This is a genomic window from Microvirga sp. P4_A5, assembly GCF_056402495.1.
Map to the genome: position 1 here is coordinate 1 of NZ_JBFUHH010000071.1, position 23,347 is coordinate 23,347.

A 23,347-nucleotide genomic window follows, 5' to 3' on the forward strand; every position below is an offset into this window, starting at 1 on the left:
CCCCGAGAAGACGCGGGCGAGGCTGGTGGAAAGTGCGAGAAACAATTCGCCACTGGCGATAAGCTTCGAGGCTGCGACCACGACGGCCGTCGGCCGTGGCATCCTGGGCGTGTTGGCGATATCGGCAATTCCTTGCCAAAGGAGCAGGAACGCAACCGGAATTGCGAGGCGTAGCAGAATCCCTTTCATCGCTCGTCCCTCGTCGCCGCCCAGGGAATCAGTGCGGCGCTGATGGCGCGCACAATCTTGTCGCAAACATAGCCCAACACGCCGATCACAAGGATGAACGCCATCACTGAGGGTGTGTCCAGCATGCTGCGGTAGTACTCGATTGCATAACCCAGCCCACTTGGCGCACCGACCAACTCGGCCGCGACGACCGCCGTCCACGAACTTGCAACCGCCACGCGGATGGCGGTCATGATTGACGGAAGTGCCGCCGGGAGAATCACACGCCGTAGAAGTAATCGCCCGCCGATGCCCATTGTCCGGGCTGCGCTGACAAGCCGTCGGTCGACGCCGCGCACGCCGGCGGCGGTTCCGAGAAGCATGGGAAAGAAAGCGGTGTAGAACATGATGAAGATCGGCAGCGCATGGCCGATTCCGAACATCAGCAGTGCCAGAGGAATCCACGCGATGCCAGCAATCGGTCGGAGAATCTCCACCGGCAGTTCGAAGAGTTTTTCCCAGACCCGACTTACACCGATTGCAAGGCCCAGCGGGATTGCTAGTGCAGCCGCGGCCAGAACGCTGACCAGAAGTCGCGCAAGGCTGATCGACGCATTTGCATATAGTTCTCCGTCCATCAGGCTTCGGTACAATGCGCCCGCGACGGCCAAGGGCGAGGGAACCAACAAGCTGTTCTTAGCCAGTACGGAGAATCCGTACCAGGCAATGCAAAACAGCCCCATGGTTCTAAGATACACCGCCCACGGTGGAAATGTACGCGAGGGGGATGGACGCTCGGCCGGCGCGCGCTCGACGCCCGCTACCATCGACACGTGCTTCCGCTCAGATTAGGTTCCGGGCGGAGTGCGCGCAGCCATATCGCTAACAGCCAATTCGGCGTCAGTTTCAACTGGAAGGGCCGTGACGGGTCAATCGAGCAAATCTCGGTTTCTGCGGGCATGCGCTCCATCCAAGCCGACGTTCAAATATTGACCGCCTCACCGACGATCTTGATCATTCGTCGTGATGATGCCGCAGGAATTTGATCAAATCAATAGGGTGACTCCTGAATATGTGGCTGAATGAGAGTAGAGAGCATTCGAATATGCTCAAATCCATTGTTTCGGTCGCTATGTCGATTTGACTGGATGCCGCCGCGGTCGGGAATCAATCGCGCCGAAAGATCGTACTAGCAACCCACCCAAAGAAGAGCGCGATGAGGGCAGTGAAGCTACCGTATGCGAATCGCCAATCCCGCGCCGCCTCGCCCACCTGCTCCTCGAAGCCCGTCTTGACGAGGTGGAATTGCGTGCTTGTGTTGGCGAGAATAACACCTCCGGCCAGGAGCGTGACGGCCACGTCGTATCGGCCGGGCGGCGCCCTCGCTGGAAGGGGGATACCTGCTCGGAAAATGCGGGGCGTGAGGAATGTGACTCCTCGCTCACTCTCCAGATACAGCCCGTCCTGAGCCTTAAGGCGATAGAGCGCCTCCCTGAAGGGCTCGTCGGCACTACCCCGATCATTGGTGAAATCGACCGAGTGGATCATTGCAGAAAGCCCGATCTTCTGTCGCTGCCGCAATTGTTCGATCGTAATGTCATTGACCGGTCGGGAGGCGAGGACCGCCAGATAAGCTGGCGCCGTCGGGAATTTTTGCTGTCCGCGATTGAGCCAGAAAGGTCCCAGTCTCTCCTTCTCCCAAATGACCAGCGATTGGCTCGGCCCGCGAACCGACACCACGGCGTCGTATTCCGTCGCTCGCGCCACCATCCTTCCATCGCTCTCGATGGCCCCAAAAACTGCTAGGGACGTTCCCGTATAGTTCGAGTTGATCATGACGCGATGGCTGGACAATGTGGCAAACAACGTCTCAGCCAAACAAGGGGCCGAGTGACCCAGCAGAAGCGCCAGGCACAAGGCCAGTCTCATGCGTCGCCACCCTGCACAGTGATCGAGAATGGCTCCCGCGGCTGCGACACCAGCTCCAAGCCGAAGCGAATGCCGACTGCCAGCAGCAGAAGAGCAAGAAGGAAGCGGAAAAGCTCGGCCTTGAGATTGCGGCCCGCCCGCGCACCGAACTGGGCGCCAAAGACGCCGCCGACTATAAGTAGGATCGCCAGCACAATATCGACGGCCTGGTTTGCAACCGCATGGAGGATAAGGGCGACCAATGTGGCGCAGACGATCTGGAACTGCGATGTCCCTACCACCACCATCGTGGGAACCCGCAGGATATACAGGAGCGCCGGCACGAGAATGAATCCACCGCCGATGCCGAGGAGAGCGCCGGCAAACCCAACGAAGAGAGCGAATCCAAAGATGGGAATTACACTCGCATAAAGCTTGGACCGGTAGAATCGTACACGCAGCGGCCAGAAGAGATAGGACGCGTGTTCGCCGGCACGACGCCGGGCGCGCAGAGGGCCGCCATTGCGCCTGGTCCAGAATTCCCGGACGCTTTCCTTCAGCATCAGGCCGCCCACGACGGTGAACAGCGTTACGTACGACACGACGATCACCAGGTCGAGTTGTCCTGCGCGGCGTGCGGCGGCGAAGAACCAGACGCCCAAGGCGGAGCCGACGAACCCACCGGTGACAAGGAATGCCCCGAGCTTGAAATCGACGCCGTTTCGACGCAACGCTCCCAGTGCGCTGGTCGTCGATGAAGCTACGATCGATGCCGACTGCGTGGCGACCGCCACAGCCGGCGGGATGCCGATAAAAATCAGCAAGGGCGTCATCAGAAAGCCACCGCCAATCCCGAAGAGGCCGGAGACAAACCCGACCGCTGCGCCCATCCCAAGGATAAGAAGGACGCTCACGGGCATTTCGGCGATGGGAAGGTAATAGGACACGGACAACTATCGGCAGAAGGAATGATCGGCGATCGGCTTCGCGTGAAGACAACCGTGTGGTTCGCGCTACGCTGGGTCGCGCCCTGACTAGACTTCGTCCCAGGATGTGACCGCGTTCGCCAGGACCTGGTGCTCGAGACGCTGCTCCTGTTCGGCAATGCGCGCCGCCAAATCGAGGACGGCTTCGATGTGAGCGAGGGGAATGCAGATGACGCCACTTTCATCGGCCAGAATCAAATCGCCTCGCGAGACGCCGACGTCCTGAATCGTGATCGGCTCGTTGATCGAGCCGAACGTAAAGTCGTTCCGGCTACGGCGAGGACAGACGGCCGCCGACCAGACTGGGTATCCAACGGTGCGGATCTCCTCCACGTCGCGGCAAGAGCCCCATACGATGGTGCCGCGCACACCGCGGCGCTGGGCAATTCGCGATGCGAGTCCTCCCCAACACGCGGCATTCACCGCACCGCCCAGATCGAACACGACGATGTCGCCGTCGGCCATAGTCTTGAGCACCTGCTCCAGCGGTTTACCCACACCGCCGCCGAATCTGTATGCGTCCGGATCGTCCTTTTTTAGTTGGAAGCGGACGGGCAGAGCGCGGCCGCAGACCCGCCCTTGCCCTATGCGTCGGGCTTGGACCCCCGGGATCACGCCGCTGATTCCGAGTTCGTCCATCGCATCCGACACTACAGAGGTGGGGAACGCGACAAGGCGAAGCGCATCGTCTTGAGGGTCGTTCATGGTTTCTCCTCGAGGTTCATGGCTTGGCGCAGGGCGTGTGCAATGGGCTCGGTGCATGCGAGATTCACAACGATGGTCCGAGCCGACTGACGACCTCATTGCCCTCGCCAACAATTTCGCCGAAGGTTAGCTTGCCGGAGGCCGTCCGCAGCATCTCGTGGAGTGCTGTGTCAGCGACCTCGTCGAGGGGGGCGTCGGTAAGCAACGCGCGCGACGCGGAAATATCGATCTGTTCAGAAAGACGGGAGCAGGTCGCTTCCTTGGCGCTCACCTTCAATGTCGGCGCGACGAGACTGCAATAGCTGTTGCCGGCGCCTGTGGTGAAGAGAACGATCTGAGCCCCGCCGGCGACCATCGCGGTGATGGATTCCGGCGAGAAATAGGGCGTATCCATGAGGAAAAGACCGGGTCCTTGCGGCCGTTCCGCCGGCTGCAGCAGCCCGTGGATCGGTTGGTTTCCGCCTTTTGCGATGGCGCCCAAGGCCTTTTCTTCGATTGTCGTCAGTCCCCCGGCACGGTTCTGCGGGCCGGGATTTTGCGACCTCACATCACCTCCTGCCGCGCGCACGGCCCGTTCCCGCTTTAGCACGGCGTCTCGAATCCTGGCGGCAAGCTCCGCGCTCGTTGCCCGCCTGGCGAGGATGTGCTCTGCGCCGGTCCATTCGACGGTCTCGCTCATGATGGCCTGACCGCCGGCTTCGACCACCAGCTCGGCGATCCGTCCCACCATGGGGTTACAGGCAAGACCCGATGTCGTATCCGAGTGCCCGCATTCGAGTGCGATGCAAAGCTCCGCAAGACTTGCCGGTTCGCGCTTGTGGGACGAAGCGTCGCGGACCAGATGGGTTGCGGCCCTGACTCCCGCATCCACCAGCGTCAGAGCGTCCTCCTCCGATGCGGAAAGCGACAGGCCAACAGCGGGCTTATCGGTACTTTCCAGCGCGGCGACATACGAGTCGGAAATGTCCTGGCTCGCTGCCAGGACGAGCACGGCGGCGATGTTGGGATGGGCCGCAAGGCCTGAGAGCGTGTCGAAATGCAGCTTCGCGTCGTCCGCGAATTGGCCGCGGCCAAAACCGGACGTCACGCAGATAGTACCCCGCACAAGCAAAGAGACGCGCTGCGCCAGTGCCGATGTAAGGCCCGTCGGCGACAGAACGAGCACGTGATTGCGGACGCCCACCCGGCCGTCGGAACGACGATAGCCTTCGAACGTGCGGGTGTGACCGATCACGCCAGACCCCGACCGCTACCGAGGAGGCTGCGGGCGCCGCCCATCATGGATGCGCTCACGTCTCCCATCAGGCCGACTCTGCCTGTCAACGGCCGACGCCGTCGGCAAACGTTCCCAGCCACCTTCGAGACCGCCTTTCTCACTGTCCGACGCACGCTTGCTTCCTATTCCTGGATGAAATTTTTCTCGAAGCGCGCTGGCGGGAACCCGCCGACGCCAACGTCAAGAACGAGGATGCGGCCCGCCAGAGGCTCGGCCGCAAGACGGCTTTGACCCATCCCCCGGGCGGCACTCGTCACGTAGAGGTGGTCATGGTCGGGACCCCCGAATGTGCAGGACGTCGGCTTGCTCACCGGCAATCGAACGATGCGATCCATCCGCCCGTCCGGAGCAAAACGAATAAGGCAGCCGCCATTGAATTGCGCCGACCATAAAAAGCCTTCCCGGTCGATCGTCGCCCCATCCGGCCCACCCGGAAAATGACCGACATCGGCAAATGTCCGCGGCGGGCCGAAATCGCCTGTTCCGGCGTCGAAATCATGTGCAAGGATCAGGCCGCGCTTCGTATCGCTCAGATACATCGTGCGGCCATCGAGGCTCCAGGCATGGCCATTTGGCGCAACCAGGTCGTTCATCGCAAGGCGGCATCGCAAGTCTGTGTCGAGGACGTATAGGCTTCCTTCCGCCAGGCCCGAATCCGGGTTCGTGGAACCGAACCAAAGCCGACCCTCCGCGTCGCACTTCCCGTCATTGAGGCGGTTCGCCCTCGATTCTGGCTCCGGGTCATGCAATGGTTTCAGCGCTCCGGTCCGTGGATCGAAAATGGCGAAGCCCGAACGCATCGCGACGATTAGGCAGCCGCATTGCGTCAGGACGATCGATCCGATCTCATCCGTCATGGGAAAGGTCGTTTGCTCAAGAGTTCGGATTTCGACCATCGAGATCGAGGGCCGCTCGCGGACATCCACCCAGTACAGCCGTCCGGTCTCGGCATCCCAGACGGGGCTCTCGCCGACGCATGCCCGCGACTCCCCCAACACGGACAAAACATCGGCCGCGTCATCTCGAACGTCGCAATCTACGCGACCGGTGGCGCAGGTGGCGAGGTTGTGGACGTGAACCCACGCTCCTTGATCGACCTCTTGATTGAGGCGTCCGATGAACTCACCATATTTCCGGAGTCGTAGACCTGCCGCCAAGGGCCGAACCGAAAATTTGTGGCCGGCCGGAATGTCCTCTCTCAGTCGGATTCGGCGCGTCGCGTCGTGGACGGCGATTGCAATTGTGCTGCCTGCTTTGAGGTCACGAAGCGCTGTCGCCACATCGTCCGCTGGCTCCAGCCAAAGTGCTTCTGACCCAATCGACAACGCCAAAGCTCCTGAAATCGCCGTGGCGTCCGTCTTGACGCCGTTTCGATTTCGAACTTGTCAGCTTTGATCAAATCTGTAAAGTCGCAACCACAATATAAAACATATCAGGAAAATTGTCCGCTAAATGACAGAAATTATATCAAGTATGAACAGGGAAGACGTTTCCCCCTCAACCGCCGAGGTGCTGTTCGTGGGCTTGGGGACGATGGGCCTCCCGATGGCCATAAACCTTCTGCGGGCAGGTTTTCGGGTCGCTGGCCGCGACACAAATGCAGAAGCCGTCGCGGCACTGGGCGTCCAAGGCGGCAGCGATGGGCGGACGCCGGACGCCGTGCGTCACGCGACCGTCATCGTCACGATGGTCCCCGACGACAACGCTGTGCGCAAGGTGCTGGATGGGAAAGCGGGCCTCTTGGCCGAAGCACGGCCCGGAACGCTTGTGATTGATATGAGCACCACCGCGCCCGCGACAAAAATTGCACTCGCGGGGAGCGCTGCAGAGCGGGGTATCGCGTTTATCGAGTGCCCGGTTGGCAGAACGATGGAGCACGCCATCGCGGGCACGTTGTCGCTTATGGCCGCGGGCGAAAAGGCGTTGATCGAAAAGGCACGACCCTTGCTGTCGGCCATGGGCAGCGAGTTGCACATTTGCGGCGAGGTGGGCGCTGGCTCCGCGATCAAGTTGATTAACAACGCCTTGGTGGCGTCGATAAACGCCGCGTCGATCGAGGCGCTCATCGCCGGTCGCAAGGCGAATCTCGATCTCGAAACGATCTTCAGCGTGCTGAAATCAACCATGGCGTGGAACAACGCACTCTCGACTGGGCTGCCGAAAAAAGCGTTGAGGCGCGATTTCAAGCCGGGCTTCATGACAAAGCTTCAGCACAAGGATGTGGGGCTTGCCCTGAGGATGGCGGACGACATGGGCATTTCCATGCGCCAGAGCCGCGCCGCCTACGAGATCCTTGAACGGGCGCTTGAAACAGGGTTCGGAGCAGATGACGGGTCCGGCTCGATGATGCGCGTCTGCGAAGCAGAGAGCGGCGTGTTTCTATCTCTGGAGCCGGTCGGGACCGTTGCTCCCGGAGGAACTTAGCCATGCTGGACATCGAACAATTCCTAAGAAACGACATCGTCTCCGGTGAACTGCCCTTCGGCTCTCGCCTGAGGATCGACGAACTTGCCGGCCGCTACGGCGTCAGCCACATGCCGGTCCGCGAGGCGCTGCGCGTTCTGCACGGCGAAGGACTGGTAGTCATTGAACCGAATCGCGGAGCCCGCGTGCTCACCGTTCATCGCGATTTCATCGAGGATCTCTTCGACGTCCGTACGGCGCTGGAGACGATGCTGGTGCGGCGTGCCGCGGAGCGGCGAACTGGGGATCACCTGGACAAGCTCCGCGAGGCGGAAATGCAACTTGAGGCGGCCGTCGCAGCCGGTGATTACGCCTCTGTTCCCGACGCGAACCGCAACTTCCACACCATCATTAATGACGCTGCCGGAAACCCCGGCGCGCTGATGCTGGTTGACCGCCACTGGCTGCTGCTATCCGCGCTGCTGCGTCGTTACGGCTATGGTGACGAGCGCTTTCAGCGCGTCGTGGACGATCACCAGCACATCATCCGGGCAATTGAGCGCCGTGACCCCGCGTCGGCGGCTCTCCTGATGGGTGCGCATATCGAGAAGGCGAAGCACAACCTGCTGCAACGAGCCTCAGAGAATTCCATCCCGGCCGCTCGCCACGAAGCCAAAGTTATTCAAGCAGGAGCGGATCGGCCATGACCGAGATCGCGTCGAACTCACTCAATCGCGCCAGCGTCACGCCAAGATCCGCCATAAAAATTGACTCCCGCATCGGGCCGTTGCGGAGGTGGATCAAACCCTCCGTTCTGATCGGCACCCTGTCGCTACTCACCGTCGTGGCCCTCTATTGGCTGATGGCTCTCAGGCCAGGCGTCAACGAAGCTCTGGTTCCATCTCCTCCAAAAATCGCCGCCGCCTTCATGGAGGAGATGACCAGCGGGGATCTGTGGACCAACACACTTGCCAGCTTGCAGCGTGTCATCGTCGGCTTTGCGATCGGTGCGGGTTTCGCCATCGTTCTCGGCTCCCTCGCGGGTTGGTTCCGCACATTTGGCTACGTCCTTAACCCCATCATCGATGCCATTCGTCCTATTCCTGCGCTGGCCTATATCCCGTTGGTGATCGTGTGGGTGGGCATCGGAGAACCGTCACGGATCATCATTATCGCGCTTGCGGTGTTCAAACCCTGCGTGGTGAATGCACGGGCAGGGATGCAGGAGGTGGCCCAGATTCATGTCGATGCCGCGCGCACCCTCGGCGCATCGCGATGGCGGGTCTTCACAACAGTGGCGATGCCGAGCGCAGTTCCTTATCTCATCGCAGGACTCCGGACCGGCCTTTCAACGGGTTTCCTTGCACTGGTAGCCGCCGAGCTCATTGCCGCGCCTACCGGCCTTGGCTTCATGATACAGAATGCAGGCCAGTATTTTCGCACCGACATCACGATCGTCGGAATCATTGTAATCGGAGTTCTTGGCGCCTTGCTGGATCAAGCTGCGATGCGCACTGGCCGCGCATTGACGGCCTGGAGTGAAGTGAGGCGACTGTCATGATGCACAACACCTCTATCCAGCCGGCGGCAAAGCTAGGCGTCAAAGGGCTGACCCACTACTTCACAATGGGTCAGGCCGCAGATCCACTGACGGTGCTTAAGGACATTGACCTGGATATTCCAAACGGGCGGTTCGTCAGCCTCATCGGCGAATCCGGCTGCGGAAAATCCACATTGCTTCGCATCATGGCCGGTCTCCTGACACCTTCCAAAGGTCGCGTCCTCCATGACGGCTCGCCAATCTCCGGGGTCAATCATCGGCTTGGCTTCGTCTTCCAGCAAGACGCCGTCTTTCCGTGGCTCACAGTCGAGAAAAATGTCGAGTACGGGCCAAAGGCACGCGGGGTGCCAAAAGCCGAGCGGGAGCGGCTTGTCGCCCATTGGTGCGAGTCCGTCGGGCTGTCAAATTTCCGAAAAGCCTATCCCAAACAGCTGTCGGGCGGCATGCGCAAGCGCGTCGATCTGGCTCGGGCATACGCCAATGCGCCCGACGTGCTTCTCATGGACGAGCCTTTCGCGGCGCTCGACGTCCAGACAAAAGGCATCATGCAGCAAGCGGTCTTGGACTTATGGAAAAGCACCGGGAAGACCGTGGTCTTCGTCACCCACGATTTGGAGGAGGCGGTCTTCCTCTCGGATCTCGTCGTGGTTCTGAAGAGCCGGCCCGGACGCATCCATTCGATCGTTCCGATCGAACTTGAACGGCCGCGGTCTGAACAAACGCGTCTCAGCGACGAATTCGCGGCTGCCAAGCGTAGGCTCTGGGGCGCCTTGCAAGCCGCTCGCAGCAAAGACGATTAGACACCGGAACGAGCCGGCACGTTTGAACATCTACAACAGTAACGGGAGAAAAGTATGACCGGCGATACGACCAACACCCTCACTCGTCGAACGATCCTGTGCGGCGGAGCTGCTTTGCTGGCGACTCCCCTCGCGGTCGCGTTCGCGACCGGAGCCGCAGCGCAGTCAAGGGCGGCAGCGCCTCTCACGATCGGCGTTTTGCGCGCACYGGCTGCCGGCATCATTGAGATTGGCGAGAACAAGAGCTGGTTCAAGGAGGCGAATGTGGCGCTGGAAACGGTCCTGTTCGCAGCAGCAGCTGGCCCGAAAATCATCCAGGCCTTGGGCGGCGGAAGCATCGATCTCAGCTTCGTCAATTCGACGGCGGCATTGCTGGCGCTCGCACAAGGAGCCGTGCCTCTACGGCTCATTTCGATTCCCACCGATCCGTCGCGCCTTTTCGCCTTGATCGCTGGCCCCGGCATCGAGAACGTGCAGCAACTGAAGGGCAAGCGGGTTGCTGCCACGGAGGGAACGGCCCTCCATTATTTCCTAGCACGCGTACTTGCCAAGAACGGCATGAGCTTGTCTGACATCGACTTCGTCAATCTGCCGGCGGCCGACGGCCAATCAGCTTTCGTCGCGAGGCGCGTGGATGCCATCGTGCCGTCCGTCAACGGCCGATTCTACCTGATGAATACCGACAAGGAAGCGCGGGAAATTTTTACACATGCGGATTTCACCAAGGGTCAGAACTCCGGTGAAACGTTCATCAATTATGATCTCTTCGTGACCACCGAGACGGCCCTGGAAACGAAGCGTGAGGCGCTGCGGCGGTTTCTTTCAGCCTATCACGGAAAGGCGGTGCCCTATCTTCAGAGTTCAGAGACACGCAAGCAAGCCCTTGCGGACATCACTCAATATGTCAACACTGAACAGAAGAATCCGACCGATGGGGGTATCATGACTCAGATCATCGATAACAGCGAGTTCTACGACCTTCCTACCGTCAAGAAGGTAATGACCGCGTCGACGTTCCGGGACAGTCTCGAATACCAAGTCAAATTCTTCCGGGATCTTGGTCGTATAAAGTCCACCCCCGACCTCAACAAGGCGATTGTGACTGATCTCGTGTAGCGATTGCGCAGTCGCGGATCAGCCCGGCGTTTGCCTCAACCCGATCCTCATTGGAGCCCTTCGAGATCCTATATCGCTCGTACGGGTTGGGGTTAGCTCGCGCTCTTTTGGCGGTGATGCGCGGATTGGGACCAAGCTCGCTCGGGCGAGATCCGCGCCGGCAAATTCCCACCGGCCGAGGCCAACGGTGTTCGCTACCTGATGATCCCGGTGAAATTGAAAGGTGGCGCCGAGGACGTCGTCTAACCAGCCCCCGCACAGTCATCCCGCTGAGCGCATTGGTCGGGCATACGCGCGCGCGGAAAACACCGCCACCGTGATCCAGAAGCCGCTTCTCAGCGCCATGGCCCCGACCGTCCGCATCTCGTAGGCGCCGCCCTGCAGCACATGCACGCCGAAAGCCGCGAATACAGCCAGCGTGGCAAACGCTATGATCGCTGACAAGCCGACAGCCCAAGGGCGTCGCATGACCAGGCCGATTCCGGTGATTACATAAAAGAACCCTGCCGCGAAGTTGAACCAGACGACGAACGGTACGGCATCGCCGACCGCCGCGCGCGCCTCCGGGCTTCCGAACAAGGCCTGACCGCCGGATAAAACTGTCAATCCGCCAAAAAGGACGGCAGCGGCGCCCGCGACAGCCAATCCAATGTTTTCCCGCGCGACTGTCATGTGGCCACCTTACATCAGCGTCGAGCCGACCCTCATCACAGGATGGGATCCCTCGGCTGGTATCAAAGAAGATCCGTCGAAGTTCGCGCCAAGTCCGTTCCTGCGCTAACAATCTACTGTGACAACAACGCCATGCACCAATAGGAAAGCATCTCATGGGCGATAACGCTCATATTTCTGGCGAAACGAGCCGTGGTGTCTGGCCGCGCGCCAAGGCGGGGTTACTTCTGGTCCATCGGTGGCTGGCGCTTGTTTTCGCGCCCATCTTCGTCGTCATTTTGCTCTCGGGCGCGATCCTTGCCTTCAAACCCATCGCCGATGACATGTCTGCGAGGGCCGGCCGTCCTTCGGGTGAGAGAGTCGATCTGGCAAGGCTGGTCACGGTCCTCGACAAAGCCGATCCCCAGGGGATAGCTCGGTCGGTGACCCTGAGCGGCGACAGCCGTACCGTGACCATCCGACCCGCGGGCGGTGCGGCGCCAGTCACGCTCGATCTCGCGACAGGCGAGCGGACGGAGGGCACGATACCACGACCTGATATTTTCGAGTTTGCCAAAGACTTGCACCGAACGCTGCTGACCGGCGTGGGCATTTTCGCCACTCTCGCCACATACGCGATGGTCGTGATCATTGTGCTCGGCCCGCTTCTTGCATGGCCGCGCCCGGCAAACACGCTGGCGGGCTGGCATATGGGCATTGGCTGGTTTTTGCTGCCGTTCGTCCTCCTCACGCCCATCACCGCTGTCCTGTTACTCCTCCACATCGGCGGTCCACCGCCGCCCCCGGTCTTGCCTGCGGAGAGGACGATCTCGCTCGCGCGGGCCCTCCAGCAGGCGGCAGGGCAGGTTGATCTGACGAGGTTGCGCTCGGCTCAGACTTTTCGGGGCGGCAACTGGCGCATCATCGCAGCCGGACCCGAAGGACCTCTGGCGTACGTCGTGACGACAAACCGTGTAAGCCTGCTCGCGGGCCCGGGGCTCGTGCGTGAATTGCATGAAGGCACCTGGGCCGGAGCGTGGTCTGGGCTGATCAACCTCGTCTCGGTCATTGCGCTAACGGGACTGACCGGCACAGGCACGGTCGCATGGCTGCGGCGCTGGCGTCATGGACGGCGCAGTACAGGAGATGTCGGCGCCGACATTCTCGTAACCTATGCAAGCCAAACGGGAACCGCCAGCCGCCTCGCCGAGGCGACGGCAGACGTGTTGCGAGCCGGCCGGGCGAAAGTCACGAGCAAATCGCTCGCCGGAGTCGATCCAACAACCCTCGGACATTTTCGACGAGTGCTTTTAATCGTCTCCACAACCGGAGAGGGCTACGTGCCTGAGCAAGGCCGCGCATTCGTCAGAAAACTCAGCAAAGCGAACCTGTCCGGAGTCTCCTTTTCTCTCCTCGCACTTGGGGATTCCCGCTATGCCAATTTCTGCGGCGGCGGGGAGGAGGTCCGAACTGCCCTGTTGGCCGCCGGCGCCGCCGAGTCGGTGCCGATGGTGCGCGCCGACCGCGAGCCGGAGGGCAGCTGGCGTGAGTGGCTGCAAAGGGTGAGCGCCCAACTTGGGATCGCTGCCGGCGATGTGAAATCGCCTGAACGGGATCGCGGCATTGCGCTGTCGCTCGTGGAGCGCACGCAACTCAATGATCCCGGTGACCGGGAAACGAACGAGGCGTGGAGTCTCGTGTTCGAGAGTACCTTGCCGCTCGATTACCGGCCCGGCGATCTTGTGCTGATCTCCCCTGGCGATGGAGAACCGGAACGACCCTACTCGATCGGTAGTTCGCCCCTCGAATCCAACCGGCGGCTGCTGCTAACGGTCGGCCTGAAAGTCTGGCAGGACGAGGCGGGAGGGGAGCATGTCGGCAAGGCCTCGGGCCTGCTCTGCCGCAAGCTCGTGATCGGGGATGTAATCGAGGCGAAGCTACGCCGCCACCCGACCTTCAATCCCCCGGAGGACAACCTGCCCGTCATCATGGTTGCGGCGGGATGTGGCATCGCGCCCTTTGTCGGCTTCCTCACCGAACACGCGTTGGCGCAGCGGACCTCGCCGACATGGCTTGTGTTTGGCAACCGCAAACGGGCGGCGGATTTTTTCTATCGGGATCGCCTGGAGCAATGGCTTCGCAGCGGGCAGCTCTCACGCCTGGATACCGCCTTCTCGCGGGATCCGGACGACGGTGCTTACGTGCAGGACCGGCTCGTCGAGGCCGGTGCGGAAGTGCTCGATTGGCTGAACAGGGGAGGCGTTTTCTATCTCTGCGGTCGACTCAGCACGGTCGGGGTCGGCGTAAATGCCGCTCTTACCGAGATACTTGTAAAAACCGCGAGTCTATCCGCTTTCGACGCCGAACGGCAGCTTCAGCTCTGGGAAGCGGAGGGCAAAATTCGTCGCGATGTGTACGACGACTAGCGCGGCGGCGCCGCAAGTGAGGGCGACTGTTTTCATGGATCGATGTCCCGCAAAGTCAGGACTCCCCGCTACTCGCTGGCTTGACCAGCATCCACGACGCATCCCAGTTGGAGGCTTCGGAACTGCGGCCGAGAGCGGACCTTCACAGCGGGTTCCACTTCAGACCGAGGTTCATCCCTTGTGGCCCTAAGAGATGTGAATGGCGAACACCTCATCACGTAGGGGAAAGCCCTGGCTCATCTGTTGGTCAGAGACATGGCTGCATCCCCATAGCGCTTGCCGGCAAATTTTTCCGGCGCCAGCATGTCACCGAGCGTCTTAAGCTCGTCGGACGAAAGCGCAATCTCCGCAGCGGCGACGTTCTGCTCCAGATGCGCGATCTTCCGCGCCCCGGGAATGGGCACGATGAAATCCCCCTGGTGGAGAACCCAGGCAAGCGCGAGCTGTGCAGCCGTCACGCCCTTATTTGTCGCCATTTCCTCCAGCRATTTCACGAGCGAGGCGTTGGCGGCCATGTTCTCGCGACTGAAGCGCGGGAGCGTCCGCCGGAAATCCTCGGAACCGAAATCCTCCGGTTTCTGGATCTTACCTGTCAGGAAGCCGCGGCCGAGTGGGCTGAATGGCACGAAGCCGATACCAAGTACGCGGCAGGTGTCGAGGATCTCGCCTTCCGGATCGCGGGTCCAAAGCGAGTATTCGCTCTGAAGAGCGGAAATCGGATGGACAGCATGAGCCCGGCGGATGTCGGCGGCTCCCGCTTCGGAAAGTCCGAGTGCGCGCACCTTGCCTTCCTTCACAAGGTCCGCCATCGCGCCGACGGTATCCTCGAGCGGCACCTGCGGGTCGACGCGGTGCTGATAGAGTAGGTCGATCACCTCAACCCCGAGGCGTTTCAACGACGCCTCGGCCACTTCGCGGACATGCTCCGGTCGGCTGTCGAGGCCGGACATGGCGTCCGCGCCCCTCTTGCTCGTGTCGATCCGAAAGCCGAACTTGGTGGCGATCACCACCTTGTCCCGATAGGGTTTCAGCGCCTTGCCGACCAGCATTTCGTTTTCGAACGGGCCATAGACCTCGGCGGTGTCGAAGAAGGTGACGCCAAGATCGATGGCCCGATGAAGTGTGCGGATGGACTCCTGCTCGTCTTGGCCGCCATAGGCGTGGCTCATACCCATGCAGCCGAGCCCGACTGTCGAAACGGCGAGGTGAGGACCAAGTTTGCGCGTCTTCATCAGTTAATACCTTCTGTTTCACACCATAGAGCACTACGAGGTTCCTAGGTGCGGCTCGTGAGATCAAGACCAAACCGACGCAACTGGCAGTTCCTGGGACCGCCCGGAAAAAGCCGAATGTCTGGACCTGCGGGGTGAGCGACCCCTGCACGGCCACGCCGACGGGCAGAGGTTGGCACATCCCGGAAGCCGACCGAACGTCCGCTTAGGTGCATAAGGATTTCCGGTTTGATCGATCATCCGTGACATGTAACGCCGTCCTTCGGCGGAGTAGGAAGACACGAGCCTGGCTGACCCAGTGCCGCACCAAGCTATCGGCCCGGGGATCCGAAATGCGTCGTCATTGCCCGAACTCTGGTGAACCGTCCCCGTATCATCCTGGCCGACAAGCCGGCGGCGCTCGACTCGAACGGGCGGGCATCGTCATGAACCTGCGGCGGAAGCTCGCCGTGGAACAGGAGGCAGCGATCATCGCGTCACCTATGACGAGAAGATCTTCGACCGCATTTTCCAGCTGCGGGATGGTCGGTTGGGGTGTAGCACATTCGGTTCCTCGTTGACGCAGCCCCAAACCAGACGGTTGAGCCGCCACTGTCCAAAAGTGGGGCACTGTCATCGAGCTGTTGGGACGAGAACCGTGATTGCACCTGTCCTTCCCCTCAGTGGCTCCGCACTGGCGACCCGCCACCGATCGAGTTCTCCCGCAGCTGCAATGACCGTCTCCGACGCGAGCAAGGGGCTCCCGAACTGCTTTGTCGCGTCTTCGATCCTGGCGGCGACGTTTACCGCATCACCGAGAACGGTAAACTCCAGCCGGGCATCATCACCCACCAACCCGCAATAGACCTGCCCGGTGTGGACGCCGATCCCGATACGGACGGGAGGATCGAAGCTGCGTTTCGAGTTCCACCGGTCGATCTGATGCAGCAGTTTGCGGGCACACTGGAGGGCTCGAGCGGCATCCCCCGGGCGGGGCTCAGGGACGCCGAAGATGATAAGCGCGCCGTCCCCGATGAACTTGTCGACGACACCGCCGGTTTCCCCCGCTGCCTGGAGCACCCGCCGGCGGAAAGAGGCCATGAAGACCGACAACCGCATGGGATCCATATGCTCGGCGAGCTCGGTCGAGTTCCGCATGTCGGCGAAGAGAATGCTGACCTGTTGGCGGCGTCCCTGGCGCCAGACTGCCAGCTGATCCGAGTTCACCAGGGGGGCGATTTCGGCTGGCAGGAATCGCGCAAGCTCGGCGCCGTGGGACGCCTCAGCTACGGCCCGCAGAAGCAGAGCCCGGGCCCGCCACATGACACCGCCGCGATCAGGCCCGTGAGGGTCAGCGCGCCCCCTCGGACCAGCGTCGGCACGACCGAGAAGAGATGGTCCACCTGTTGGCCGGCTCCGCTCGCCGGTCCATCCGGATCGAACCCAAGCGCGATGACGGCCACGGAAAGACCGAGCACCGACAGGAAAGTCGCCCAAACCTGCACCCATGGGCGATAGCGGACCGCGCCAAGAGACAGCACGAGTGGCACCAGCCAGATGCCCGGTATGGCAGGGAGCCAGTTGCCGCTGAGGGCGGTCGTCTCGAGCACGATATACAGCCCGAACGAGAGAACGGCCGCGTCGATGGCCGTGAAGGCGAACGCCATCCACGGCCGGAACAGGCGAGTCCAAGCGAGAGCAAAGGATGCCAACCCCACGAGGAGGAAGCCACCCAGTGCAACCGTAACGATGCGGGAAGGCTCAACGATGAGATCGGACCCGGCAGGTGCATCGAACTGGAAGGAAACCGTTATCCAGACGAGGAGAACAAGAGCCACGCCGGCTCTCAGCAGACCGATCATCTGTTCGGCTTCCAACTCGGCCTGGGTGATCAGCTTTTCGGTGAGAGAGGATGGCATCGTATCCTCCGAATCGACCCCACAGACGACTTCGGCCCAACCTTTATCTACCGAGTCGCCACTGTCATCCCTCGATGATCTCGGACGCGCTGTTGTCCGAGCGCCCGCGATCCCTTGCAGCTAGGCCACGAGGTGGTGTTGCGCTCGACTGTCACTCACGAATGCGAACCGGCTCATTCAAGAACGGCAAGTCTAATAAACCATGCAAGATCGAGAATGCCGGTGGACCGAATCCTGAGCGGTAACGCTGGTCGGGTCCCCGGCCGCCTGCGACGGCAGACCCTACCGGAGCTCAGAGTGGGGCCAAAATTGGGGCCGACAAAACCATTGATCAAAAAAAACAGTCTAATATCAATCACTTAAGAAGCGATGATGGCGGAGAGAGGGAGATTCGAACTCTCGATACGGTCGCCCGTTTACCGCATTTCGAGCGCGGCGTATCCGGATCAGCTCACAGTCGCCTTTGCAAAGTCTCGGCGGTATCACGTCCCCGCAACCATCTTTAATTGTCGACAAGCAAAAGCCGGATCCGAAAGGGTCCGGCTTTTTGCGTTTGAACTACACAACGCCAGGATGCCCGCAAGCTCGCCGCGCAGCTCGACCTTGAGCGCGCCATCCTCCGGCACCAGCCGGATCACCTCGATCAGGCTGCGGATCAGGTCGAACGCCTGGTCCTTCGTCGCGGGGTCTTCGAGCAGCTGATCGAGGTCCGAAACCTTCTGCCGATAAATCTCCGCCAGGTTCGGATGAAACAGCGGCTGGTTATCGGCGGGCACCTTCAACTCAGCTTCGAGCTCGACCTTGCGCGCCTCCAGGGCCTTGAGGTCGTCCATCAGCGAGCGTGGCGCATCATCACTGCCCAGCAGCAGATCGAGGATGCGGCGGATGCGTTTGTCGGTTCGCTGCAGTTCCTGCTCGGCGCCGGCGCGGACCGCACGCTGTTCGATGCGGCTGCGATTGACCTCCGCATGGAATTCCTCCGCAAACGCCTTGAACAGATCCGGATTCATCAGGCCGTTCTTAATGCCGTCGATGACGATCTCTTCGAAAGTCTCGCGCCGGATGGTCAGCATGTTGGTGCAGATAGCCGCACCCTTGTTGCGGGCAGCCGCGCAGCCAAAGCGGTGCTGGCCGACCTTGACGTAACCGGCACCGCAAGCGCCGCATTGCATCAGCCCCGAGAGCAGGAACTTGGGCCGGGTCTGCAGGTGGAATGGCTTTTGAGCTGAGCGAGCGTCGGGACGGGTGTCCTGCGCCATCTTCGCCTGGCGATCCTTCACTGCCTGCCACAAAGCCTCATCGATGATCCTGAGCTCCGGCACCTCACGGACCACCAGGTCATCGTCGGTGTTGGCGCGTGAGCGGCGCTTGCCGGTGTCCGGGTCCTTCATGTAGCGCAGGCGGTTCCAGACCAGCCGTCCAACATAGAGCTCGTTGTTGAGGATGCCGGTGCCGCGGGCGCGGTTGCCATTGATGGTCGAGGCGCCCCAGGCAGCATGACGGGGGCCGGGAACACCACGATCATTCAATTCAAAGGCGATCTTGCGCGGGCTTTTGCCGGCGGCGAAGTCGGCAAAGATCTGCCGGACGATTCCCGCCTCGTTCTCGTCGATGACGCGACCGCCGCGGATCGGGCTACCGTCAACCGCCATCTCACGGCGAACGCTATAGCCGAAACACAACCCCCCACCGGCGCGGCCCTTCTCGATCCGGCCCTTGAGCCCCCGACGGGTCTTGTCGTCGAGGTCCTTGAGGAACAGGGCGTTCATCGTGCCTTTAAGCCCGACATGCAGTTCGCCAATCTCGCCCTCGGCCAGCGTCACGATGCGCACACCGGCGAAGATCATCTGCTTGAACAAAGCCGCCACATGCTCCTGGTCGCGGCTGATGCGGTCGAGTGCTTCCGCCACCACCACATCGCAGCCGCCGGAGCGGGCGACCTGCAGCAGGTTCTGGTAGCCAGGGCGGAGCATGCTCGCGCCCGAGATGCCCTCGTCGATGAAGACACCGGCCAGCGTCCAACCTTCGCGAACGATCCGCTCCTTGCAGATCGCGATCTGGTCCTCGGCCGAGGACGCCGATTGCAGGTCTGACGAATAGCGAGCGTAGATGGCAGCGCGCATTGCTAAGCTCCTGGCGTAGCCCTCTCCATCGCGAATCGCGGAGGCCGATATTCTCGTCAGTTTACGTCTTGGCGTCCACGGGCGTGACGTGAGCCAGCTAGAAGCTCGATCTTGCCTTCCGGCAATGTGACGTTGCAGGTCGTTGACGCCTCAAATGAGCGGCTGCGATCCGGCGCGGCACTAGCCTTCCGACCTACCCTCTTGGCCGCGGCACCCGCTCGCGGTAGCAAAATCGCATAATGCCTCGAACCTTCCACGCCTCAGCTTGTTGAGAAACGGGTTGTGATGGATTTCAGCACCAGAGGCGAGAACGTGACGGACCGGAAGTCAGAGACCCGAAGTGTCGGGGAAACTCTGATCGCGGAAGCGCAAGCCGCACGGGTTAAAGCGCATGTTCGCGCCATCCTCTTGCGGTTGAAATCGAGCACCCGAAAACCTTCGCGGGAGACCGACTAATTCGCGGAAGTCCCTTTATGGAATTCATTGGTATAGGGCGCCGGAATGGCCCATGTGCAACCTGTAAGGTTAGCGATCGCCGACTTGTGCTTCACAGGCGTCGGCGGCTGAGTGCCTGCGCTCCCGCCTGCAAAGCGTGGGCGAATGGATGATTCCTCTCACTTCCCTTAATGACCCGGTCAACACCTTGATCGAGGACGCTCGCAGAGCCAGGGAACAACAAGCCGAGGATCAGGTCGCCGCGCATGTCCGCGCGGTCTTCTTTCGGTTGAWGGCGCGAAGCCCATTGGGAACAGCGCTGGCAGTGGGCTCGGATAGGGCATAGACTCAAGGGATCGCCGGCAGGGTGATCCCAGGCGTCGGTGACCGAGAGATCCGTGCGCTCCCGCCTATTAGGCTCGGGAGCCTCTAATGCCCCATTTTTATGATTCCTGCGCAGGGCCATTAAAGGTCTCTTTCTGCCCACAGTCGCCTGGACGATGCTGCGGCGTGAGCATATCAGGACCATTGATCAACTCAGGGTCCATGCTGACCGGCTTGGGCAGCTCGATGGCGTCGAAGCCAGGACGATGCAAGCAATCAGACAAGCGCTCGCCCATTTCGCGGCATCCGACGAGCGGCCACTGGACAAAAAGCGCTATGACTCGTGGATCGCGTAATTCCGAAAAGCGCCTTTAGCAATGCCGGATTCCAATCTGGCAGAAGGTGATTGAGGGTGAGACGCTGTGCTCCCTACAAACACGCCATGAAAACAGCAGCAGAGTATCGCCAACACGCCGGGGAGTGCCGGGTGCTCGCCCGGCAGATGCCAGAGGGGGAGCAGTGTGAGCAACTCCTGGAGATGGCCAGGACTTGGGAGAGCCTCGCCGAGATGCGGGAAGGGTTGGTCCGCAATCACCCCGAACTCAACACCGATAAAGCTCAGGTCCCCGGGGAATTGCCTTCTAAACCGTAGATCGGGAAATCGTCCGCGCAATTCGCGGAAGACCTTTACGGTCTCGGAATCGCTACCGACCGTCCATCCCGAACGAAGGCATTCCTCGGGCGTTGACCATTATCGCCAGCATGGATTTCCAGGCGTTGGCGACCGAGAGACGTGTGCTCCCGCCTGTAACAGCGGAGCACATCATGCCTCTCTATTTTTTCCATGTGACCGACGGGCAGACCTACCCTGACCATGAGGGAACTGAGCTTCCCGGGCTTGAGGCGGCGCGCCAAGAGGCCTTTGGTGTGATCGGCGACCTCCTCCGGAACAAAGCCGCCTGGAACAGCCACGACTGGCGGGTCGACGTCAGCGACGCCGCTGGACAGGCCTTGCTGACGCTTAGCTTTACCTTCACCGAGACAAGAGGCGAGGCTGCGTAATTCGCGGAATGTCTTTATCGAACTCAGGCGAAATCCTGCTATTATGTAACAGAGAAGATCCTCTTGAATAAGAGGAGGTTGCCATGGGCGCATCGATGCAGAGGCTCCGGCATCACGTCGCGCATTGCCGTTCCTAGACTTCCTCGGGAGCCGCGATCCTGTCCCCAACCCCCCGAGCGGCTAGGAGCGAGCTCATCCCCCTGTTCACCACCATCGGATTCGCCACGATGCGGCTCCATTCCTCGGGTGCGAAATTCGCGTTGCCTGCCCTGTCGACACGTCCTCCCTGGATACCGGCTCATGCCGGAGCATCGGATGGTTCCTTCGGATGACCGGGCTGGCTTGCGGCGGCGAGCGTTACTTTCGGTTCCTGATGGATTCGAGCAGCGTTCCGAGCGTCCGGCTCGCGGCGAGATTGTCCGCCTGGATATAGTAGCGCTCGGTCGTCGAGCGATGCCGATGCCCCAGCAGAGCGGGGGCTGCCTGCGCCATCTCGATGGAATTGTTGGCAAGGCTCGAGGCGGCGCAGTCGCGCAGCAGATGCGGATTGATCGACGTGCCGAAGAGGCGCCCGGTCAGCCTGGTGATGCGATCGGCAATCGATTGCGGATCGATGAGCACGCCATCCTTGCCCATCCAGAGCCTGGTGGACTCAGCCGCCTCCGGAAACAGCACCCGCACCTCCGACAGGTAACGCTCCAGCCACGGCAGGAGCATCTCAGGGACGTCGAAGGCGATCGGTTGTTTGGTCTTCGTCTCGGCGGCAGGAATGGCGATCAGCCAGTTGTGGTCGGTGCGGGTGAGATGGCGCCCCAATTCGAGACTGGCGAAGTTCTTCACCCGCAAAGGGCGGGCCGCCATCAGGGCGAGCATGAAGGCGTCGCGATAGGCGAGCGCCTGGTTGATCGTCGTGACCGGGCAGGGGAGGCTCTCGAGCTCACAGAGGGCCGCCGCGACGATCTCGGCGGTCGGCCGCATGCGCGAGCGCTTGTCCTTGCTCGGTCGGGCGGTGATCTGGATGCGGTTGCAGACATCCTGCAGCCAGCGCCAGTTTTGCTCGGGGACCATCGCCTGCAGCATCACCTTGAGACCGACCAGCATCGACAGGCGGGTGATCGGCGCGACCAGGGTTGTGAGATGCCGGTGGTACGCCCGCACGGCCTCGCGGGTGACCCGATCGGCCGGCGCAGTGTCGGCATTGAGGGCGCCCGTCCAGGCGAGATAACCCAGCCAGCGAGCATAGTGCTTGATATTGGTCTGCCGGGTTCGGACCGCCCAATGGGCCGCGCCACCGCCGGGGTCGAAGAGGTCGCCGGCAATGAGGGCCGCACGCCAGAGCGCCTGATCGGCCGGGGGCCATTCATCGAGCGGCAGGGCCCGGCGGATCGGATCGACGATGCCCATCACGCAGTCTCTCCGCGCGTGCGCTTGCCTTGGCGGTTACGATCGTGGGGGCGGAGGTTCTCGATGTCCGCCTTGGTGTCCGTCAGGAGACGATCGAGGTGGCGGCCGGCGGCCTTCGACTCGGTACCGAGGTAATGCGCCATGGTGGTGTCGAGGCTGGTATGGCCGAGCACCCGCGAGACCGACAGATAAGCGCCGGGATCGCGTTCGACGGCAATCTTGGCGATCGCATGCCGGAACAGGTGGACGTTCATGTCGAGGCCCGCCCGATCGCGGATCGCCTCGCAGATCGCCTTCGCCATGGACGTCTGGGAGCGCGCCGGACGGCCGTCACCCGGAAACAGGCACGGACCGTTCGAGCCCGGCAACAGCGGACGGTGATGGTCGATAAAACGGCGAAGCAGCGCCGTGACCTCAGGATTGAGGTCGTGCTCGAGCGCCCGATCGCCCTTCGTCCGCTCCGCCGGCACGAACAGAATGCAGCGGCCATTGGCGGTGAAGCGGAAATCCGCGAGTTCGAGCGTTCGCAACGTCGTGATCCGCAGACCGCAATAGATCAGGATCGCGACCGCCACCGCCCGCTCCATGCCTTTTGCTTTCCGGAACGGATTGGTCTGCGACAATGCCCATGCCTCTTCCCGTTCGGGAAAGCGCATGAGTCTTGCGACATTCGCCGGGTCGTCGAACTGGGCGAGCCTCCGGCGATTGCGATCGGTCATCTGATGGCGCTTGCCGGCATCGAGCCGCTTGCAGATCGCCTCCAGCTGCGCCAGCGTCGCCTCCTCGAACCGGCAATGGTTCTTGCCGATTAGCCGGAGATTGCGAGCCATGTTGTGGATGCGCTGGGTCTTTCCCCCACTGCGATCATG

The 23,347-nt window shown here is 61.5% G+C and carries 21 protein-coding genes and 2 pseudogenes; 7 read left to right on the forward strand and 16 right to left on the reverse strand.

Translation table 11 applies throughout. The features are described from left to right. The 8 genes and pseudogenes from AC1DVM_RS16520 to AC1DVM_RS16555 all read right to left on the reverse strand — a co-directional run. Positions 1-189: pseudogene (locus AC1DVM_RS16520) on the reverse strand (ABC transporter permease); the annotation flags it as partial. After that, positions 186-995, reverse strand: coding sequence for an ABC transporter permease (locus tag AC1DVM_RS16525; RefSeq protein ID WP_477256049.1), 810 nt, complete (start codon positions 993-995; stop codon positions 186-188). The pseudogene AC1DVM_RS16520 and the gene AC1DVM_RS16525, both read right to left, overlap by 4 nt. Before the next feature lie 340 nt (positions 996-1,335). Continuing rightward, the gene (locus AC1DVM_RS16530; RefSeq protein ID WP_477256051.1) at positions 1,336-2,097 is read right to left on the reverse strand and encodes a TIGR02186 family protein; all 762 of its coding nucleotides are present in this window, start codon (positions 2,095-2,097) and stop codon (positions 1,336-1,338) included. After that, complete coding sequence (locus tag AC1DVM_RS16535; protein WP_477256053.1) at positions 2,094-3,023, reverse strand: sulfite exporter TauE/SafE family protein; 930 nt, start codon at positions 3,021-3,023, stop codon at positions 2,094-2,096. The genes AC1DVM_RS16530 and AC1DVM_RS16535 overlap by 4 nt, the downstream gene beginning before the upstream one ends. Positions 3,024-3,110: 87 nt before the next feature. Further along, complete coding sequence (locus tag AC1DVM_RS16540) at positions 3,111-3,866, reverse strand: RraA family protein (protein ID WP_477256055.1); 756 nt, start codon at positions 3,864-3,866, stop codon at positions 3,111-3,113. Beyond that, the gene (locus AC1DVM_RS16545; RefSeq protein ID WP_477256057.1) at positions 3,832-5,001 is read right to left on the reverse strand and encodes a UxaA family hydrolase; all 1,170 of its coding nucleotides are present in this window, start codon (positions 4,999-5,001) and stop codon (positions 3,832-3,834) included. Before AC1DVM_RS16545 ends, AC1DVM_RS16540 begins: the two co-directional genes overlap by 35 nt. Positions 5,002-5,165: 164 nt before the next feature. Beyond that, on the reverse strand, positions 5,166-6,041 hold the full coding sequence (locus tag AC1DVM_RS16550) for an SMP-30/gluconolactonase/LRE family protein (protein ID WP_477256087.1): 876 nt from the start codon (positions 6,039-6,041) through the stop codon (positions 5,166-5,168). Positions 6,042-6,116: 75 nt separating this feature from the next. Continuing rightward, positions 6,117-6,323, reverse strand: a pseudogene (locus AC1DVM_RS16555) (UxaA family hydrolase); the annotation flags it as partial. Positions 6,324-6,516: 193 nt separating this feature from the next. Between AC1DVM_RS16555 and AC1DVM_RS16560 the strand changes: the two are divergent. The 5 genes from AC1DVM_RS16560 to AC1DVM_RS16580 all read left to right on the forward strand — a co-directional run bounded on the left by AC1DVM_RS16560 (position 6,517) and on the right by AC1DVM_RS16580 (position 10,923). Further along, entirely contained in the window at positions 6,517-7,467 is a 951-nt protein-coding gene (locus AC1DVM_RS16560) for an NAD(P)-dependent oxidoreductase (RefSeq protein WP_477256059.1), read from the forward strand. Between the two features lie 2 nt (positions 7,468-7,469). Further along, positions 7,470-8,153: a GntR family transcriptional regulator gene (locus AC1DVM_RS16565; protein ID WP_477256061.1), complete on the forward strand. Its 684-nt coding sequence runs from the start codon at positions 7,470-7,472 to the stop codon at positions 8,151-8,153. Next, on the forward strand, positions 8,150-9,007 hold the full coding sequence (locus AC1DVM_RS16570) for an ABC transporter permease (RefSeq protein ID WP_477256063.1): 858 nt from the start codon (positions 8,150-8,152) through the stop codon (positions 9,005-9,007). Before AC1DVM_RS16565 ends, AC1DVM_RS16570 begins: the two co-directional genes overlap by 4 nt. Beyond that, positions 9,004-9,807 (forward strand): ABC transporter ATP-binding protein, encoded by an 804-nt coding sequence (locus AC1DVM_RS16575; protein WP_477256065.1) that lies wholly within the window; start codon positions 9,004-9,006, stop codon positions 9,805-9,807. Before AC1DVM_RS16570 ends, AC1DVM_RS16575 begins: the two co-directional genes overlap by 4 nt. Before the next feature lie 198 nt (positions 9,808-10,005). Continuing rightward, on the forward strand, positions 10,006-10,923 hold the full coding sequence (locus tag AC1DVM_RS16580) for an ABC transporter substrate-binding protein (protein WP_477256067.1): 918 nt from the start codon (positions 10,006-10,008) through the stop codon (positions 10,921-10,923). A 261-nt stretch (positions 10,924-11,184) separates the two neighbouring features. Here AC1DVM_RS16580 and AC1DVM_RS16585 read toward each other — a convergent pair whose 3' ends face one another. Further along, on the reverse strand, positions 11,185-11,595 hold the full coding sequence (locus AC1DVM_RS16585) for a hypothetical protein (protein WP_477256069.1): 411 nt from the start codon (positions 11,593-11,595) through the stop codon (positions 11,185-11,187). Positions 11,596-11,750: 155 nt separating this feature from the next. On the opposite strand from AC1DVM_RS16585, the gene AC1DVM_RS16590 reads away from it, so the two are divergent. Continuing rightward, positions 11,751-14,000, forward strand: a complete 2,250-nt coding sequence (locus AC1DVM_RS16590) for a PepSY domain-containing protein (protein WP_477256071.1) — start codon at positions 11,751-11,753, stop codon at positions 13,998-14,000. 236 nt (positions 14,001-14,236) lie between these two features. Here the strand turns inward: AC1DVM_RS16590 and AC1DVM_RS16595 are convergent, their stop codons facing one another. The 5 genes from AC1DVM_RS16595 to AC1DVM_RS16615 form a co-directional block, all read right to left on the reverse strand. Next, positions 14,237-15,232, reverse strand: a complete 996-nt coding sequence (locus AC1DVM_RS16595; protein WP_477256073.1) for an aldo/keto reductase — start codon at positions 15,230-15,232, stop codon at positions 14,237-14,239. A 612-nt stretch (positions 15,233-15,844) separates the two neighbouring features. Continuing rightward, the gene (locus AC1DVM_RS16600; RefSeq protein WP_477256075.1) at positions 15,845-16,534 is read right to left on the reverse strand and encodes an adenylate/guanylate cyclase domain-containing protein; all 690 of its coding nucleotides are present in this window, start codon (positions 16,532-16,534) and stop codon (positions 15,845-15,847) included. Further along, a complete protein-coding gene (locus AC1DVM_RS16605) occupies positions 16,498-17,130 on the reverse strand; it encodes a hypothetical protein (RefSeq protein ID WP_477256077.1) in 633 nt (210 codons plus the stop codon). The genes AC1DVM_RS16600 and AC1DVM_RS16605 overlap by 37 nt, the downstream gene beginning before the upstream one ends. 482 nt (positions 17,131-17,612) lie before the next feature. Further along, positions 17,613-19,253 carry a recombinase family protein gene (locus AC1DVM_RS16610; protein ID WP_477256079.1) on the reverse strand — a complete coding sequence of 547 codons (1,641 nt, stop codon included), beginning with the start codon at positions 19,251-19,253 and terminating at the stop codon, positions 17,613-17,615. Positions 19,254-20,131: 878 nt separating this feature from the next. Next, positions 20,132-20,308: a hypothetical protein gene (locus AC1DVM_RS16615; RefSeq protein WP_477256081.1), complete on the reverse strand. Its 177-nt coding sequence runs from the start codon at positions 20,306-20,308 to the stop codon at positions 20,132-20,134. 529 nt (positions 20,309-20,837) lie between these two features. Here AC1DVM_RS16615 and AC1DVM_RS16620 point away from each other — a divergent pair. Then, positions 20,838-21,074 (forward strand): DUF6894 family protein, encoded by a 237-nt coding sequence (locus AC1DVM_RS16620; RefSeq protein ID WP_477256083.1) that lies wholly within the window; start codon positions 20,838-20,840, stop codon positions 21,072-21,074. A 357-nt stretch (positions 21,075-21,431) separates the two neighbouring features. On the opposite strand, the gene AC1DVM_RS16625 is transcribed toward AC1DVM_RS16620, so the two are convergent. Continuing rightward, positions 21,432-22,478, reverse strand: coding sequence for a tyrosine-type recombinase/integrase (locus AC1DVM_RS16625; RefSeq protein WP_477256089.1), 1,047 nt, complete (start codon positions 22,476-22,478; stop codon positions 21,432-21,434). Beyond that, a partial coding sequence (locus tag AC1DVM_RS16630) for a tyrosine-type recombinase/integrase (protein WP_477256085.1) occupies positions 22,478-23,347 on the reverse strand: 870 nt, incomplete at its 5' end. The genes AC1DVM_RS16630 and AC1DVM_RS16625, both read right to left, overlap by 1 nt.